Raw genomic sequence first — 16,748 nt, 5'->3', positions numbered from 1 at the left:
CCGTGTTCGGTTTTGACAAAAGCCACTTAAATAACAAGGACAAAACAGACTGTGTCCTTAACTTCGGCAGAATCGCAGCATAAACTGTCCGAAGTATTGCCTGAAAACAGGCCGAAAACGCAACGCACTATTTTGTCATCTTGGAAAGATCTTGTGGGCGAACTAGAATAGCCATTCTTCAAAAGCAGTTACCGTTCGCCCACAAGATCCTTTCAGGATGACAATATGGAGTGAGTGAGTGAGTGAGTGAGTGAGTGAGTGAGTGAGTGAGTGAGTGAGTGAGTGGCGGTTTTGCTTTTGTTCGCTGAGGGCGAGTGCGGGTTTTGCGGTAAAAAAACCTTTGCCCGCTACGCACAAACTGATACATTTACCTCCCAAGACCTTCGGCCTATGAAAAAACTGCTGCTACCCCTTCTGCTTTTCTCTGTCCTTCTTTCGGCGCAAGCCCAAGACCGGCAACGGGCCCGTGAATACGGAGTGAAAATTGGCGTGCTCCCTACCGGAAAGATGAATGCCATCACAGACGTGGCGGGCGTAAAAGTGGGACATACCACGTTGGTGAAAGGCAGCCAGGTACGCACGGGCGTCACGGCCATTCTTCCGCACAGCGGAAACCTTTTTCAGGAGAAGGTGCCGGCGGCGGTGTTTGTGGGCAACGGCTTCGGGAAGTTGGCAGGGAGTACGCAAATCATAGAGCTGGGCAATCTGGAGTCGCCCATCATTCTCACCAACACGCTGGGGGTGGGCACGGCCATGAATGCGGTGGTAGACTATACCTTGAAACAGCCCGGCAATGGGAAGGTGCAGAGTGTGAACGCGGTGGTGGGCGAAACCAATGACGGCGGCCTGAATGACATCAGGGGCAGGCATGTAAAGGAGCAGCATGTGCAGGAGGCAATTCTGCAGGCGAAGGAGGGGCCTGTGGCCGAGGGGAACGTAGGGGCCGGCACGGGAACGGTCTGTTTCGGGTTCAAAGGCGGGATTGGCACCTCTTCGCGGCAACTGCCCCAAAGCCTGGGCGGCTATACGGTGGGCGTGCTGGTGCAGACCAACTTTGGCGGCGTGCTGCAGATAGACGGGGCGCCGGTGGGGGAGGAACTGAAGCAGTTCTCCTTCAGCAAACAGGTCCTGGAAAAAGCCGACGGGTCCTGCATGATCATTGTGGCCACAGACGCCCCCGTTGATGCCCGTAACCTGGAGCGCATGGCGCAGCGGGCCATGCTGGGTCTGGCCAAAACGGGTGGCATTGCCTCTAACGGCAGTGGTGATTATGTACTTGCTTTTTCGGCCCACCCCGGGCTGAGAATTCCGTATAGTGCAGACCAAAGCACCCAAACGGTGACGCTGCTGCGCAATGATGACATGTCGGCCCTTTTCCTGGCCACCATTGAGGCCACCGAGGAAGCCATCATCAACTCGCTTTTCAAAGCCGAAACCATGCAAGGCAAAGACAACCAGACGGTGCAGGCGCTGCCCTTAGATAAAACCCTTGAAATTCTAAAGAAACACCATGTCCTCCAACCATAGATTGTACGCGTACCTGAATGATGAATTCCTTCCGCTGGAAAGCACCTATTTGCATGTGAGTGATCTTACCATCCAGCGCGGGTACGGCATTTTTGACTTCTTCAAAGTGCAGGGCGGCCACCTGATGTTTGTAGACGATTACCTGAACCGGTTCTTCTCATCGGCGCTGCTGATGGGCTTGCCGGTGCCTTACTCTGAACAGGAGCTGAAAGACATTCTGGTGCGGCTGGTGCAGATGAACGGCATGCCCGACGCGGGCGTGAAGATGATCCTGACCGGCGGCTACTCTGAGAACGGCTATGACCCGGCAGCCCCCAACCTGATCCTTCTTCAGCAGCCCCTGACCCTGCCTTCTGAGGCGCAGGTGGCCACAGGCATCAAGATCATCACCCATGAATATGTGCGGGAATTGGCGGCGGCCAAGACCATTAACTATCTAGTGGGCATCAAACTGATTCAGCAGGTAAAAGCCAAAGGCGCACATGATGTGCTGTACCACCACAACGGCCTGGTGACTGAATTCCCAAGAAGCAATTTCTTTCTGGTGCGCCAGGATGATACGGTGGTCACCCCCGCCAGGGAAGTACTCAAAGGCATTACCCGCAAAAATGTGCTGGAGTTGGCGGCCAAAAAGTACCAGGTAGTTGAGGCTGATGTGACGCTGGAAGACATTGCCACCGCCAAAGAAGCATTCATGACCAGTACCACCAAACGCATTCTGCCCATTATAGAGATAGACGGTAAACCAGTTGGCAAGGGAGCGCCAGGTGCCGTGACCTTAGATCTGCTGCAGGATCTGGTGGAACTGGAGAACCGGCAGGTGGTGTAGCAGGAGGCCGTCACTTTTCTGTCTGCTGAAAGTCTCCTTTTTTATTGCCTGTTGGTGGTGAAAATTTCAGATTAGATAAGCAAGAGCAGATACCTCCAGAAGAAGTTGCAGCAGGATTTCGGTTCAAATAATGAGAGGATACTTGCTGAATTGCCCTTGAAAGCTGTTTTCGCTGTTTTTCTGAAAACAGCCCGAAAACAGCTTTTGCGTCTGGAATGATTTACTAACTGTACAGGTAGAAACAGGATTTACCTCTCTCCAGCACTGGAAAACAAATGCCACCTGTCCAGAAAAGTCTCCTGCCCAAGAACCGCTTTTGAGTTTTTCTCCATACTCTAGCTGCCCCATTCTTTCAATATCTAGCCCGCGCTGTCATGTTGCCCCGGCCTGAAGTAGAAGAATTCAAAGTTGAGTAGAGCCTGCCGCTTCTATTTTCCAATCAAGGCCTTCCTGTCATGACAACAACAGCGGTCGGCTGTCTTTTCTAACGTCTTCTTAGGCTGTACCTCTTGCTGATGAAGCCCCCGCCTGCTTGACTGCCTTCTCTCTATAGTAAGACTAGTCGTATTTTGAAAAATCTTTAGTAAGAAGATGTTCAGGTGTGATAATTGTAAAATAATTTTATTGCAATCGGTTTCATTTTAAGAAAAGGAAGTATAACTTCACCACCCGTACCACTAACCTACATGCAAATGATCCACAAGCTTTCCTCTCGTCCGGCGGCCTTGGCCTTCATGGCGGCGTCTGTTCTCGCGGCCGGTTGTCAAAGTAATACAACTGACAAGGCCACTAATAAGGCAGAGACCACTACTACAGAGGCAACTGACAAGAAAGCCTTTCTCTCTGAGCCACTGGTGAAAGAAATTTACACGGCAGACCCCTCTGCGCATGTGTTCAACGGGAAGATCTACGTATATCCGTCGCATGACATTGATGCCGGTATTCCAGACAATGACAACGGAGACCAATATGCCATGAGAGATTACCGGGTCTTGTCTATGGACAGCGTGGGGGGGAAGGTGACCGTGCATGATGTGGCCTTAGATATCAAAGATGTTCAGTGGGCCGGAAGGCAGATGTGGGCACCAGACGCCGCCTATCACAACGGCACCTATTATCTGTACTTCCCGGTCAAAGACAAGCAGGATATATTTCATCTGGGCGTAGCTACCAGTTCATCGCCTACCGGGCCGTTCAAGGCGCAACCAGAACCCATCAAAGGCAGCTTCAGCATGGATCCGGCTGTTTTTAAAGACACAGACGGCACCTACTACATGTATTTTGGCGGGATCTGGGGCGGGCAGCTGCAGCGCTGGAGCACTGGCAAGTACAATCCGAAGGATGAATACCCGGCAGATGACCAGCCGGCGCTGATGCCCAAAGTGGCCCGTCTGACCAAAGACATGCTGCAGTTTGAAGGTCCGGTGAAAGATGTGCAGATTTTAGACAATACCGGCAAACCCCTGCTGACCGGTGACAACGAGCGCCGCTTCTTTGAGGCAGCCTGGATGCACAAGTACAACGGGAAGTATTATTTCTCTTACTCCACTGGTGACACCCACTACATTGCCTACGGCATTGGAGACAGCCCTACCGGGCCTTTTACCTACCAGGGGGTTATTCTGAACCCCGTGCTGGGCTGGACCAACCACCACTCCATAGTGGAGCACAAGGGCAAATGGTATTTGTTTTACCATGACGCCTCCCTTTCAGGGGGCAAAAACCACCTGCGCAGCGTGAAGGTAACCGAATTAAAGCACCGCCCAGATGGGACTATTGAGACCATTACGGCGTATCACCCTAACTAAGTGTACTGGGTTTATTAATAAAAAAGCCCCGCTTGTTCAGGCGGGGCTTTTTTTGTTTGTTAGCAAGAACGGTTTTTGCTGACTTGGCCATGTTTGGGGCTGTTGAAGATGCTTCGGGGCAGTTGCAACTGCCCAGAGATGTTGCCCATGGTAAAAGTGTGCCGCAGCGTGCCTGCTTCTATATTTTCTGATTTTAAATGGGAGATGCTAACCGTAAGGCAACTGCTGAAAAGATCAGACACGGCAGGGGAAAATAGTTTTGCGTTTTTTGCTGTTTTCCAGAAAACAGGCCGAAAACGCAATGGGTTAATTGCCTGGGCTTTATTTGTTGCGTACCGCCTGCACAATGGCGTTGAGGGCGGGCTTGGGTTGGTAGTTGCGGTCAAAGACCATAGGGTAGCTGGTGCGCCCTTTGATGGGCCAGTCGTTCAGCCACGAGTCTTTGTCAGTGACGCCCCAGAAGGTGACGCGGCTAATCTTGTCACGGTGCTTGTGGAGCAGGGCAAACAGGTCTGCGTAGCGTTGGGTGAGCTTTTGCTGTACCTCCTCCGGCAGGCCGGTGGTGTACACGTTGTATCGCTCATCAAATTCAAACGTGGCGTCAATGTCTGCACCTTGCCGGTTGCTGGGGTTGGGGAGCACGTCAATGTCCAGCTCGGTGATCATGACTTTGCCCAGTTTAGAAAAGGCAAGAATGCTTTCTTCAATCTGCTGCAGGCTTGGGTTCTCCAGTCCATAGTGCCCCTGCATGCCAATCCCGTCTACTTTCAAGCCTCTGGCCTTCAGGCTTTGCACCAGTTTGACGGCCCCATTCCGCTTGGCGGGTTTCCAGAGGTTGTAGTCATTGTAGTAGAGTTCTGCTTTGGGGTCTACGTTGCGGGCGGTTTCAAAAGCTTTGGCCAGATAGTCTTCGCCGGTGATCTGGTGCCATTTGCTCTGTCTGAGGGTGCCGTCATCATTCAGGGCCTCGTTTACCACATCCCAGCCGTTGATCTTGCCTTTGTAGCGGCCTGCCACGGCGGTAATGTGTTCTTCTATGCGCTTGAGCAGGACCTCCTTGCTGGCGGGCTGGCCTTGCCCGTTCTCAAACACCCACCGGGGGGTTTGCTGGTGCCACACCAGTGCGTGGCCCACAATGAACTGGCGGTATTTCTGCCCCAGGGCCACGTAAGCATCGGCGGGGCCGAAATTAAACTGCTCCGGCTGCGGGTGAACACTTTCCCACTTCAGGAGATTCTCTGGGGAGATGGTGCTGAAATGCTGGGCAAGGATGACCTCCGCCTGTGGGTCCTGCCCCATCACCTGCCGGTAGTTGAGTGCCGCTCCCACCAGAAAATCATTTTTGAATACCTCTTTCAGGGAGGTGCCGGCTGCTTTAGGGGAGTTTTGGTTGGAGGTGACGCAGCCAACCACTACAGCCGCCGCCAGGCTGGCGGCCACCAAAGTCTTGGTTAGTTTCATAGGGTTTGAAATAGGGTGCTTAGTTGGAACAGTAAAGGTGCGGTGGCGGTGGCTGAATATCTGGAAAAGGGGAAGGTGGTGGTGTCCTTCCGCTGCTGAGGCCGGGGCCGGAGCGGCGGAGGAGCCGTTTCTGTTTTCGGCCTGTTTTCAGGAAAACAGGCTGAAAACGCAGTGTATGGAAATAAAAAAGCCGAGACAACTTGCCTCGGCTCTCTGGTGCATTGGGAGAACTAGTTGTTGCCTTAACCTTCGGTTTCGGCACCGCCTTTTTTCTTCTTGCCGTCTTTCTTGGCTTTTTCAGGACCTGGCGCCTGGCCTTGGCCGTTACCGGCACGCTCTCTCATGCTGTTCTGCTGCTGCTCAAATTTCTCTTTCTGGGCAGGGGTCAGGATGGCTTTGATGTCATCTGTGCGCTTTTGGTTAAGCGCCACCATGGCTTCACGGTTGGGCTTGCCCGCAGCGCGCATTTTGTCAATTTCCTGGGCAGAGGCCAGAATGATGGCCTGTACTTTGGTGGTTTGGTCTGGCGTGAGGTCCAGCTGCTTCTGGAAACGGCTGGTCTGCGCCTGCACCCGCTCCTCTAAGGTGAGCTTGGCGCGGCCTTCCCCCGGGCCTTGCTGGGCAAAAGCCGTGCTGCCAAAAAGAAGGGCTACCGCCAGAAGGGCTGCTGAGGTGAGATTTTTCAGGGTCTTCATACAAATGTTGTCTTAAATACAGTTTAGTGCTTAGAGCAGAAACTGCGGGTTTGGTTTAACCGCCATACGTAAAATTCTTATTCTGGTAGTAAGGCAATCAGGAAATGGAACGCTTTTACAAATATTTAAATTAATTTTAAGGACGTTTACCTGTGAAGCCACCGGTAAGCCCGCCAAACTGACTGAACAAGACCCTTTTATTTTTTAACGCTTTTTGAATGAAACGTAAATTGTTGAGTACCCTGTTGCTGGGTGCCAGCCTCACCGCTGCCGCGCAAAGCAACAAGATTGACTTCACAGAGTACGACCTGCCCAACGGTCTGCACGTGATTTTGCACCAGGACAAAACCACCCCTACCGTGGCCGTGACCATGATGTACCACGTGGGTTCTAAGAATGAGGCGCAGAACCGTACCGGGTTTGCCCACTTCTTTGAGCACCTCATGTTTGAAGGCTCAGAAAACGTGGAACGCGGCAACTACATCAACATGATTCAGTCTGCGGGGGGGGCGGTGAACGCCAACACCTCGTTTGACCGCACCTACTATTACCAGATTCTGCCGTCTAACCAGCTGGCCCTGGGCCTCTGGATGGAGGCTGACCGTTTGCGGGCCGCCAAAATTGACGAAAGAGGCGTAGAGACGCAGCGGCAGGTGGTGAAAGAGGAAAAGAAGCAGCGCATAGACAACCAGCCCTACGGCACCTTGCTGGAGAATACGTTTGCCACTGCGTTTGAAGTACACCCGTACCGCTGGGTGCCCATTGGCTCTGCCCAGTACATTGACAAAGCCTCTCTGCGGGAGTTTATGGACTTCTACAAGACCTTCTATGTGCCCAACAACGCCACGCTGACCATTGCCGGAGACCTGGATGTGGAGCAGACCAAGAAACTGGTGGAGCAGTACTTTGCCCCAATTCCCAAAGGCACCATTCCCATCATCAGGCCCAGCGTAGAAGAGCCCAAGCAGATGGAGGAAGGCCGCAAGGTGGTGTTTGACAACATTCAGCTGCCGGCGGTGGTGCAGGCGTACCATATCCCTAAGCAAGGGTCAGATGACTCGTATGCCATTAAAATGCTGACCACGCTGCTCTCTGGCGGGCAGAGCTCCCGTCTGAACAAGGCGCTGGTAGATAACCAGCAGAAGGCGGTGACGGTGGCCTCTATCCCGTTGTCTATGGAAGACCCGGGCCTGTTTATCAACCTGGCGGTGGCCAACATGGGGGTAGACGTACACGAGCTGGAGCGCGCCATAGATGCGGAGCTGGACCGCGTAAAGAAAGAGCCTATCTCTGACCAGGAGTTCCAGAAACTGCGCAACCAGATTGAGACCGAGTACATCAACGGCTTGACCACGCTGGAGGGCCGCACAGAGAAACTGGCCTCTTACCACGCGCTGTACGGCAACACCAACCTCATCAACACTGAGCTGGACAAACTGCTGGCCGTGACCAAAGATGATTTGATGCGTGTGGCCAACCAATATTTAACCAAAGAAAACCGGGCGGTGTTGCATTACCTGCCTAAGGCGGCGCAAGCGAGATAAGCAGTTGGTTTCCTTTATTCTTTAGAGATTTCCATGAAAAAATATATTTCCATTTTCTTTCTGGCGCTATCTGCCGCAGTAGGCAGTGTGGCGCAGACAAAACAAACTCCGCCGGCGGCGGCCCGGCCCCTACCATTGAGCTGGGGAAAGTAGAGCAGTTCACCCTCTCTAACGGCTTAAAAGTGTACGTGGTAGAAAACCACAAGCTGCCCACAGTGGCCATGACCCTGGTGCTGGACAGAGACCCTGTGCTGGAAGGTGAGAAAGTAGGCTTGACGGGCGCAGCGGCGTATCTGATGCGTACCGGTACCACCACCCGCTCTAAAGACCAGCTAGACGAGCAGATTGACTTCATTGGTGCCACCTTAACCACCTCGGCTACCGGTTTTTCGGCCTCCAGCCTGAAAAAGCACCTGCCCAAGCTCATGGAGCTGAGCGCAGATGTACTGCTCAACCCGCAGTTCAAGCAGGAGGAGCTGGACAAGTTCAAAAAACAGATGGCCTCTAACTTAGCCGCTTCTAAAGATGATCCGGCCACCATGGAGACCAACCTGCAGCAAGCGCTGCTGTATGGCAAGAACCACCCGTATGGCGAAATCCTGACAGAGAAATCCATTGAGAACATTGCCGTGGCTGATGTGCAGCAGTTTTACAGCTCGTATTTCAGGCCAAACATTGGCTACCTGGCCATTGTAGGCGACATTACCGCCAAAGATGCCAAGAAGCTGGTGAAGCAGTACTTTGGCAAGTGGAAGAAGGGTGATGTAAAGCAGGCCGCGTATCCGGCGCCGGCCGCTTTAACCGCCAATCAGGTAGCCATTGTGGACCGCCCTAACTCGGTGCAGTCAAATATCTCTGTTACCTATGCCGTTGACCTGAAACCGGGTAGCCCAGACGCCATTGCGGCCACCTTGATGAACAACATTCTGGGCGGTTCCTTCGCCCGGTTAGATGCCAATCTGCGGGAAAAGCGCGCATACACCTACGGGTCTAACTCCAACCTCTCTACAGACCGCTTATCAGGGAGGTTTGTGGCCTATGCCAGCGTGCGGAATTCAGTGACAGACAGTTCTTTTGCCCAGATCATGTATGAAATGGACCGCTTGCGCAAAGAGCCCGTTTCTGCTGATGAGCTGAAGAAAGTGCAGAACATGATGACCGGCTCGTTTGCCCGCTCCCTGGAGAACCCGCTGACAGTGGCCATGTTCGCCATCAACACCGCCCGGTACAACCTGCCCAAAGACTACTACGCCAACTACCTGAAGAACGTGGCCGCCGTAACGCCCGCTGACATTCAGCGCGTGGCCCAGCAGTACCTGCGTCCAGACAAGGCTTATCTGCTAGCCGTAGGGAACGCCCGCGAGATAGCTGACAAGCTAAAGCCTTTCAACGTGAACCAGCCGCTGGCCTACTATGACGCCTTCGGGCAGAAAACCGAGGCCCCGTTGATGTCACTGCCTGCTGGCGTGACCGTGCAGTCTGTGCTGGCCGCTTACGTGAACGCCCTTGGCGGAAAAGCAAACGTGGAGAAAATAAAAGATCTGACCATCAAACGCACCATGACCGTGCCAGGAGCCCAATTGCTGGTGACCCAGCAGCAGAAAGGCGTAGACAAATCTTTAGTAGTGACCACTTATGGACAGAATGAGATCAACCGGGTCATCATCAACGGCACCAAAGGGGCCATCAACACCCAGGGGCAGGTAAAAGAACTGGACGGCACTGAGGTGCAGGACCAGAAACTGGACAACTGGTTGAGCTTCCTGAGCTATGATCAACTGGGGGTGAAGCTGGCCCTGAACCAGATGGAAAAAGTAGAAGGCCGTGATGCCTATAAACTGGAGTTGACCCTGCCCAGCGGAAAGAAATCCTTTCACTACTTTGACAAAGAAACCGGCCTGAAAGTACGCGAAGTGGCTACTGAGCAAACCAGCATTGGTACTGCCAACCAAACCACAGACCTCAAAGACTACCGCGAGGTGAACGGCATTAAGTTCCCGCACCAGATTGACCTGCACATTGGCGGCCAGATTTTGTCTTCCAAAGTGACTAGCGTGGAGGTGAACAAGAACCTGAAAGATGACCTCTTCAAGGTGAAGTAATTCTTCTTTTAATCTTTGGGCCGCTGCGTTTTAGGCCTGTTTTCCCAAAAACAGGCCTAAAAACGCAGCGGCTTTTTTATGTCAAAATGTATCATGCAGGCTCTGTCGCCAATCTGCTTTAAGCGCAGCCTTAATTTTCATTTTCCCCTGCTTTCCCTCTTTGACATTCTCCCCGGTGATAAACTACTCCTCCCTTTTGTCCTCCTGAAAGGATCTAGTGGGCGAACGGTAAACCAGTTACTACTGTGCTTTTTTTAACGTGTAGAAGCTCTTGCTAGAATATTTTAATAATGGCTTTTGACATAGAAGGCGAAGCTGTTTCTGGCCTGTTTTTCAGAAAACAGCCCCAAAACAGAAAACGTATTTCCGCACATCCCAATCCTGCCCACTTCTGGAATCCCTGTCCACTTCTGGACACTTTCAACTGTTTGACTTGAATATAAAGCGCTGTTGATCAGTGCGTAATAAATTGGCATAACCCTTGGATACCAGCCTGCACCAACCAAAGTGTAAAATGGACAGAGAAATACCCCAGGCTGTAGTGCAGAAAACCAGACGTCGCCGCCAGTGGCAGGCGGGAGGGGCTCTGGTGGTGGTGCTGGCGGCGGTGCTCGCGTTCCGGTGGGTGCTGGAAACGGAGGTGGCCAGAACAGATCTGCGCTATGCCACCGTAGAGGTAGGCGCCGTAGAAACGTCCCTCACCGCAACAGGCACGGTGGTGCCAGAGACCGAAGAGGTCATTGCCAGCCCCATCCAGGCCAAGATTGAGCGCGTGCTGCACCGGGCCGGTGACCACGTAGCCGCCAACGAACCCCTCCTGCAGCTGGACAAGCAAACCTCGCAAACCGCCTTTGAGAAACTCAGAGACGAGCAGCAGCTCAAGCAGAACAAAACCGCCCAACTCCAAAACGACCTCCAGAAGAACGTGAACCAATTGCGTTCCCGTTATGCGGTGCAGGAGGTCCGGGTGAAAAGCCTCCAGGCGGCACTCAATGATGAACAATACCTGCTCTCCATTGGCGGCGGCACCCAGGAAAACGTGAAGAAAGCTGAATTAGACCTCAAAGTTGCCAGGTTAGAATTAGCCCAGCTCCAGCGCCAGATACAAGACGAGCAGGCCGCCGCCCAGATTGGCATGAGAGCCGTGGGCTTTGAACTGGAAATGCAGCGCCGGGACATTGGCCAACTGCAGCGGCAACTGGAGCAGGCAGACATCAAGGCCACTAAAAAAGGGGTGGTCACGTGGGTGAACGAAGAAGTGGGGGCTAGTGTGAATGCGGGTGAGCCTGTGGCGCGGGTGGCAGATTTGAGCAGCTTCAGAATTAAAGCCACTATTTCAGATTCGTATGCCCAGCAGGTGAAGACCGGCGGCCCCGTCACGGTGCGGGTCAACAACACAGACCTGCGCGGCGAAGTTGCCAGCGTGCAGCCCAAGGTGGAAAACGGCATCATTACCTTTTATGTGCGGTTGCAGGAGAAAAACCACCAGGCGCTGCGGTCTAACCTGCGGGTAGAGGTGTTTGTGCACACAGACTTTAGGCCGAACGTGTTGCGGGTGAAAAATGGCTCCTTCTACACCGGTACCCCAGAGCAGGCGGTGTTTGTGGTGCAGGGCGACAAGGCCGTGCGGCGCATGCTCAGAACCGGAGCTAATAATTTAGACTTTGTAGAGCTGCAGGGAGACATCGCCGCGGGCGAAGAAATCATCATCTCCAGCACCAAAGAGTACGCCCACCTGAAGGAACTGCAACTCTCAGACAACTAACCCTGCCATGAAAAAGACTCTATTATATATAGTGTGCTGGGCGCTGGGGCCACTGACCATGGCGCAGCCGCTGCGCCGGTCACTCACGCTGCCGGAAACTATTGATTTGGCCTTGGCTTCTTCTATTGCGGCCAAGCAGGCCACTACCAACCAAACCAGCAGTTACTGGCAGTACCGCACGTTCAAGGCCAATTACCGCCCGCAGCTGGCGTTGAGCGGCACCTTGCCAGACTTCTCTAGGAGCACCATTCCCGTGGTGCAGCCAGACGGGACAACTGAATTCAAAGAGGTTTCCATCAGCAATTCAGACGTGGCGCTGTCGGTGAGTCAGGCGGTGGGGCTCACGGGTGGGCAGTTCTTTATTTCTTCGCAGAGCCAGCGGTTTGATGACTTCAACCAGGGCGTAAGGCGCTACAACACTTTTCCCGCCATCATCGGCTTTAGCCAGCCTATTTTTGGTTACAATGCCCTGGCGTGGGCCAAGAAGATTGAGCCCCTCCGCTACGCGGAATCTGAGCGCCAGTACCTGGAAGACCGCGAAACCGTGGCCACCACCGCCACGCAGCGCTTCTTTGAGGTGCTGCTGCAGCAGGTGAACTATGAGATTGCCACTAAAAACGTGGAAAACAACCAGGCGCTGTTCAGGGTGGCCGAAGAAAAATACCGGCTGGGCCGATTGTCAAAGAACGAATTGCTGCAGCTCAAGCTGAGCCTCATGAACGCGCAGCTGGCGCAGGCGCAGGCGTCTACTGAGCTGAAAACCGTGGCCATGCAGTTTGCCGCGTACGTGGGGCTGCCGCAGGGCGAAAAGGTGACGGTCCAGGCGCCGCAGAACGTACCCGCGTTGGTAGTGGAAGAGCAGTTGGCACTGGCGCAGGCCAGACTGAACCGGAAAGAGCGCTTCCTGTTTCAGCGCCAGGTGCTGGAGGCGGAACAGAAGATGGCCGAGGTGCGCGGCAAAGGCGGGTTCAACGCTGATGTATATGCCACCTTCGGGCTGACCAAGAGCGCCAACAGCTTTTCTGAGAGTTATGTGCGGCCAGAGAACCAGCAGCAGGTGACGGTAGGCTTTAGCGTGCCGCTGGTGGACTGGGGGCGGCAGAAAGCCAACGTGAAAACCGCGCAGGCGCAATTGCAGCTGGCGCAGTACACCGTGCAGCAGGAGCAGACCAATTTTGAGCAGAGCGTGCTCACGCAGGTGAACCAGATTGACCTGCTCAAAGAGCGCCTGCGCATCACCGCCTCGGCAGACTCCATTGCCCAGGAGCGCTATGACATCACCAAATCCACGTTTCTGGTGGGCCGCATCAGCATCACAGATTTGAACATAGCCCTGCAGGAAAAAGACCAGGCCCGCCGCGCCTACGTGGAAGCCCTGCAAGCGTTTTGGGTAGCCTATTACCGCCTTCGGGCGCTCACCCTCTATGATTTTGAGCGCGGGCAACCGCTGGCGGACCTCACCCCCAGCCCCTCTCCCGCGGAGAGGGGAGCAAGGTAATGTGTTTTTTGCCTGTTTTTGGCCAAAACAGGCCAAAAACGGGGAACAGCTCTTCTGGTTGTGAGTCCCTCTTTGAAGGGCGAAGGAGGGATGTTTACACAGGAGGGCAAACATTGCTGAACCAGATTCTTTTTATGGCGCGGAAGTTACTTCCGTGACTTTCATTATTAGTCACGGAAGTAACTTCCGCGCCATAGTTGGGGACGCCATGACCAGCAGGTGTCCCCCTTCAATGGGGCAGTATCTTCTGAAGTAACAGATTGAAGTGAACAAGCATACATTAAGAAAATAGCACAACAGCACATTAAAAAATTAGCACCTTAGCATATACATTATGATACAGTTAGTTGACATTGAGAAAGTCTACCGTACCAAGACCATAGAGACGGTAGCCCTCAGCCGCGTGAACCTGTTCGTGGAACGTGGGGAGTTTGTGTCTGTCATGGGGCCCTCGGGCTGCGGAAAATCTACGCTGCTCAACATCATGGGCCTGCTAGATGACCCGTCTAGCGGCCACGTGGCCATTTACGGGCAGCCGGTGAAAACACATTCAGACAAGCAGCTGGCCCGGCTGCGCAATGAGAAGATCGGGTTCGTGTTCCAGAGCTATCACTTGATTCATGACTTGAGCGTGGTAGATAATGTAGAACTGCCGTTGCTGTACCGGAACGTGAGCGCGGGTGAGCGGCGTAAGCGGGCGCTGGCGGCCCTGGAGAAAGTAGGCCTGAGTGCCCGCACTAAGCACTTCCCCAGCCAGCTCAGCGGTGGGCAGCGCCAGCGGGTAGCCATTGCACGGGCCCTGGCGGGAAACCCGGAGATTATCCTGGCAGATGAGCCCACCGGAAACCTGGACAGCGTGATGGGCGACGAGATCATGGACATTCTGCTGCGCCTGAACCAGGAAGAAGGCACCACTATTGTGATGGTGACCCATGACGAGCACATGGCGCTCAAGACCAACCGCCTCATCAGGTTCTTTGACGGGCAGCAGGTGGCAGATTCAATGGTAGTAGAAGCCCAGATTTAACCGTACGGCCATGTTAAAGAATTACCTGAAAATTGCCTGGGCGGTCCTGCTGCGCCGGAAGTTCTTCACCTTCATCAGCCTTTTTGGCATCAGTTTCACGTTGATGGTTTTGATGGTGGTGACCTCGCTCTTTGACCACGTGTTCGGGCCGCAGATGCCGGAGCGGGAGACCGACCGGTTGCTGTTTGTGAACAACCTGCGCGAAGAACAGGGCGAAGGCTACTCCAGCAGCGGCCCGCCCAGCTATTACTTCCTGAACCGCTATGTGCGGCGCATGCAAACGCCCGAGAAAGTCTCCGTCCACTCAGTATTTACGCAGGTGAACAGCTACATCCATAACAAAAAGCTGGCGCTGGACATCAAACACACAGACCAGCAGTTCTGGGAGATCCTGGACTTTCACTTTCTGGAGGGAAATCCCTTTGGGGCGCAGGAGGTGAAGAACGCCAGCCGGGTGGCCGTGATCAACCAGACGACGCGCAAGAACTACTTCGGGGCGGGGCCGGCCCTGGGGCAGACCATTGAGGTAGACCAGGTGAAATACCGGGTCATTGGCGTGGTGGAAGACGTGCCGGTGCTGAGAATCCAGTCCTACGCCGATGTCTGGGTGCCCATCACCCTCAAAAGCCAGGAATTTAAAGACACCGGCCTGCGAGGCGGTTATTTTGCCACCATCAAAGCCCGACAAGCGTCAGACATTCCTAAGATAAAGGAAGAATACGCCCACATAATCCGGCAGGTGAGCCAATTGGACCCCAAAGAGAAAAAGCAGGTACACTCTTACCCAGATACCATTGTGGAGAGTTTCGCCCGGAGTTTTTTGGGCAGCGGCAAAGAAGACAAAGTAGGTTTCCTGTACACCATGTTAGCGCTGGCGGCCTTTCTGTTCATGCTTTTGCCTACCATCAATCTGGTGAACATCAACATTAGCCGCATCATGGAGCGGTCTTCTGAGATTGGCGTGCGCAAGGCGTTTGGGGCTTCGTCTAATACCATCATCGGGCAGTTTGTGGTGGAGAACGTTTTCCTGACGCTGCTAGGAGGTGTGCTGGGTTTTCTGCTCTCGGCGGGGGTGCTGGCGCTGATCAATGACAGCGGCATTATCGTCTATTCGCAACTGGGGTTGAATCTGCGGGTGTTCGCCTGGGGGCTGCTCCTGTGCCTGGTGTTCGGGTTGATTTCCGGGGTGTACCCCGCTTTTAAAATGTCACGTTTACACGCCGTTGAGGCTTTGAGAGGAGGCTCCAAATGATACGCCATTTATTTAAACTGATCTGGAACCGGAAGAAAAGCAACTTCCTGCTCATCACTGAAATGTTCTTCTCATTCATGGTGCTGTTCGCGGTCATCAGCTTTGTGCTCTACAACTACCATAACTATAAGAAACCGCTGGGCATTCATTACCAGAACGTGTGGCAGCTCTCCTTCAGGTCCAACGCAGACTCCATGGGGCAGGCCAAGGCCATACAGGAGCAGATGATGCAGCGCATCAAATCCTTCCCGGAGGTAGAGGCCGCCTCTCTGACCCACAACAATGTTCCCTTTGCGTTCAGCAGCTGGAGCATGGGGGTTTCTTACGGGAACAAAGAATCGGTGCAAACCAATAATTACGAGGTGCAAGATGCCTACAAAGACGTCTTCCAGTTGTCGGTAGACCAGGGCCGGTGGTTCGGGCCGCAGGATGCCGCTGCGCTCCACCCTTCAGTGGTTATCAACCAGGTCTTGAAAGACCGGCTGTTTGGCGAGGGAGAAGCGCTGGGCAAACAAATAAAGGTAGATGATTCTACCAGTTTTACCGTGGTGGGTGTGATGCCCCATTACCGCGCCGACAGCGAGTTTGCCGAAGAGGAACCCGCGCTTTTCCAGCGCATCAACCTGGAGAAGGCCAAACCCGATCAGCTGTACTCCAGTTTGCTCATCAAGGTAAAACCGGGCACGGGTGTGGTCTTTGAGGAAAAGATGGTGAAAGACCTGTCGCGCATTGCCAAAGACTGGACCATAGAAGTCACCACGCTGGAGAAAATGCGCCAAAGCAAATCCAAATTAACCTGGGTGCCTATGGTGGCCATGGGCGTGGTCTGCGGTTTCCTGATTTTCAACGTGGCCCTGGGCTTGTTTGGGGTGCTCTGGTACAACATCAACCGCCGCTACTCAGAGATTGGCCTGCGCCGAGCGCTGGGCGCCACCACCAAACAAATCCGGAACCAGTTTGTGGGCGAAGTGCTGGTGATGGCCACCTTCGGGCTGCTGCTGGGCCTGTTGCTGGCGGCGCAGTTCCCGCTGCTGCATGTGTTCCAGCTTTCCACGGAGATTTACTGGCAAGGCATAGCAGCTGCCGCGCTGCTCATCTTTTTGCTGGCTACTGTCTGTGCCGTGTACCCCAGCTGGCAAGCCGCAAAGATTCATCCGGCCGTGGCTTTGCATGAAGAGTAAAACCTCACCCTCTGGCCCCCTCTCCCACCGGAGAGGGGGGCCAGGCAGGGGTGGAGGTT

12 protein-coding genes are annotated in these 16,748 nt (G+C 53.9%); 10 read left to right on the top strand and 2 right to left on the bottom strand.

The window, feature by feature from the left end:
- Window positions 1-390: 390 nt before the first annotated feature.
- The 3 genes from A8O25_RS20295 to A8O25_RS20280 all read left to right on the top strand — a co-directional run bounded on the left by A8O25_RS20295 (window position 391) and on the right by A8O25_RS20280 (window position 4,164).
- Window positions 391-1,527, top strand: coding sequence for a DmpA family aminopeptidase (locus A8O25_RS20295; RefSeq protein WP_066839107.1), 1,137 nt, complete (start codon window positions 391-393; stop codon window positions 1,525-1,527).
- A complete protein-coding gene (locus A8O25_RS20290) occupies window positions 1,511-2,356 on the top strand; it encodes an aminotransferase class IV (RefSeq protein ID WP_066839105.1) in 846 nt (281 codons plus the stop codon). The genes A8O25_RS20295 and A8O25_RS20290 overlap by 17 nt, the downstream gene beginning before the upstream one ends.
- Before the next feature lie 692 nt (window positions 2,357-3,048).
- Window positions 3,049-4,164: a glycoside hydrolase family 43 protein gene (locus A8O25_RS20280; protein ID WP_066839098.1), complete on the top strand. Its 1,116-nt coding sequence runs from the start codon at window positions 3,049-3,051 to the stop codon at window positions 4,162-4,164.
- Between the two features lie 321 nt (window positions 4,165-4,485).
- Here the strand turns inward: A8O25_RS20280 and A8O25_RS20270 are convergent, their stop codons facing one another.
- Together A8O25_RS20270 and A8O25_RS20265 are read right to left on the bottom strand one after the other, a co-directional pair.
- Window positions 4,486-5,625 carry an endo-1,4-beta-xylanase gene (locus A8O25_RS20270; protein WP_066839089.1) on the bottom strand — a complete coding sequence of 380 codons (1,140 nt, stop codon included), beginning with the start codon at window positions 5,623-5,625 and terminating at the stop codon, window positions 4,486-4,488.
- Window positions 5,626-5,867: 242 nt separating this feature from the next.
- A complete protein-coding gene (locus tag A8O25_RS20265; protein WP_066839086.1) occupies window positions 5,868-6,320 on the bottom strand; it encodes a hypothetical protein in 453 nt (150 codons plus the stop codon).
- Between the two features lie 218 nt (window positions 6,321-6,538).
- Here A8O25_RS20265 and A8O25_RS20260 point away from each other — a divergent pair, with 218 nt between their 5' ends.
- From A8O25_RS20260 to A8O25_RS20230, 7 genes are all read left to right on the top strand, one after another.
- The gene (locus A8O25_RS20260) at window positions 6,539-7,864 is read left to right on the top strand and encodes a M16 family metallopeptidase (protein ID WP_066839085.1); all 1,326 of its coding nucleotides are present in this window, start codon (window positions 6,539-6,541) and stop codon (window positions 7,862-7,864) included.
- A gap of 182 nt (window positions 7,865-8,046) precedes the next feature.
- Window positions 8,047-9,966 (top strand): insulinase family protein, encoded by a 1,920-nt coding sequence (locus A8O25_RS20255; protein WP_082893794.1) that lies wholly within the window; start codon window positions 8,047-8,049, stop codon window positions 9,964-9,966.
- Between the two features lie 514 nt (window positions 9,967-10,480).
- Window positions 10,481-11,731, top strand: a complete 1,251-nt coding sequence (locus A8O25_RS20250) for an efflux RND transporter periplasmic adaptor subunit (protein ID WP_066839083.1) — start codon at window positions 10,481-10,483, stop codon at window positions 11,729-11,731.
- Window positions 11,732-11,738: 7 nt separating this feature from the next.
- A complete protein-coding gene (locus A8O25_RS20245; RefSeq protein WP_066839081.1) occupies window positions 11,739-13,229 on the top strand; it encodes a TolC family protein in 1,491 nt (496 codons plus the stop codon).
- 334 nt (window positions 13,230-13,563) lie between these two features.
- Window positions 13,564-14,256, top strand: a complete 693-nt coding sequence (locus A8O25_RS20240) for an ABC transporter ATP-binding protein (protein WP_066839073.1) — start codon at window positions 13,564-13,566, stop codon at window positions 14,254-14,256.
- 10 nt (window positions 14,257-14,266) lie between these two features.
- Window positions 14,267-15,508, top strand: a complete 1,242-nt coding sequence (locus A8O25_RS20235) for an ABC transporter permease (RefSeq protein WP_066839070.1) — start codon at window positions 14,267-14,269, stop codon at window positions 15,506-15,508.
- The gene (locus A8O25_RS20230) at window positions 15,505-16,689 is read left to right on the top strand and encodes an ABC transporter permease (protein WP_066839065.1); all 1,185 of its coding nucleotides are present in this window, start codon (window positions 15,505-15,507) and stop codon (window positions 16,687-16,689) included. Before A8O25_RS20235 ends, A8O25_RS20230 begins: the two co-directional genes overlap by 4 nt.
- Window positions 16,690-16,748: the final 59 nt, after the last annotated feature.

It is taken from the genome of Rufibacter ruber (genome assembly GCF_001647275.1).
Classification (GTDB): Bacteria; Bacteroidota; Bacteroidia; order Cytophagales; family Hymenobacteraceae; genus Nibribacter; species Nibribacter ruber_C.
This window is presented reverse-complemented; position numbering and strand designations above follow the sequence as displayed.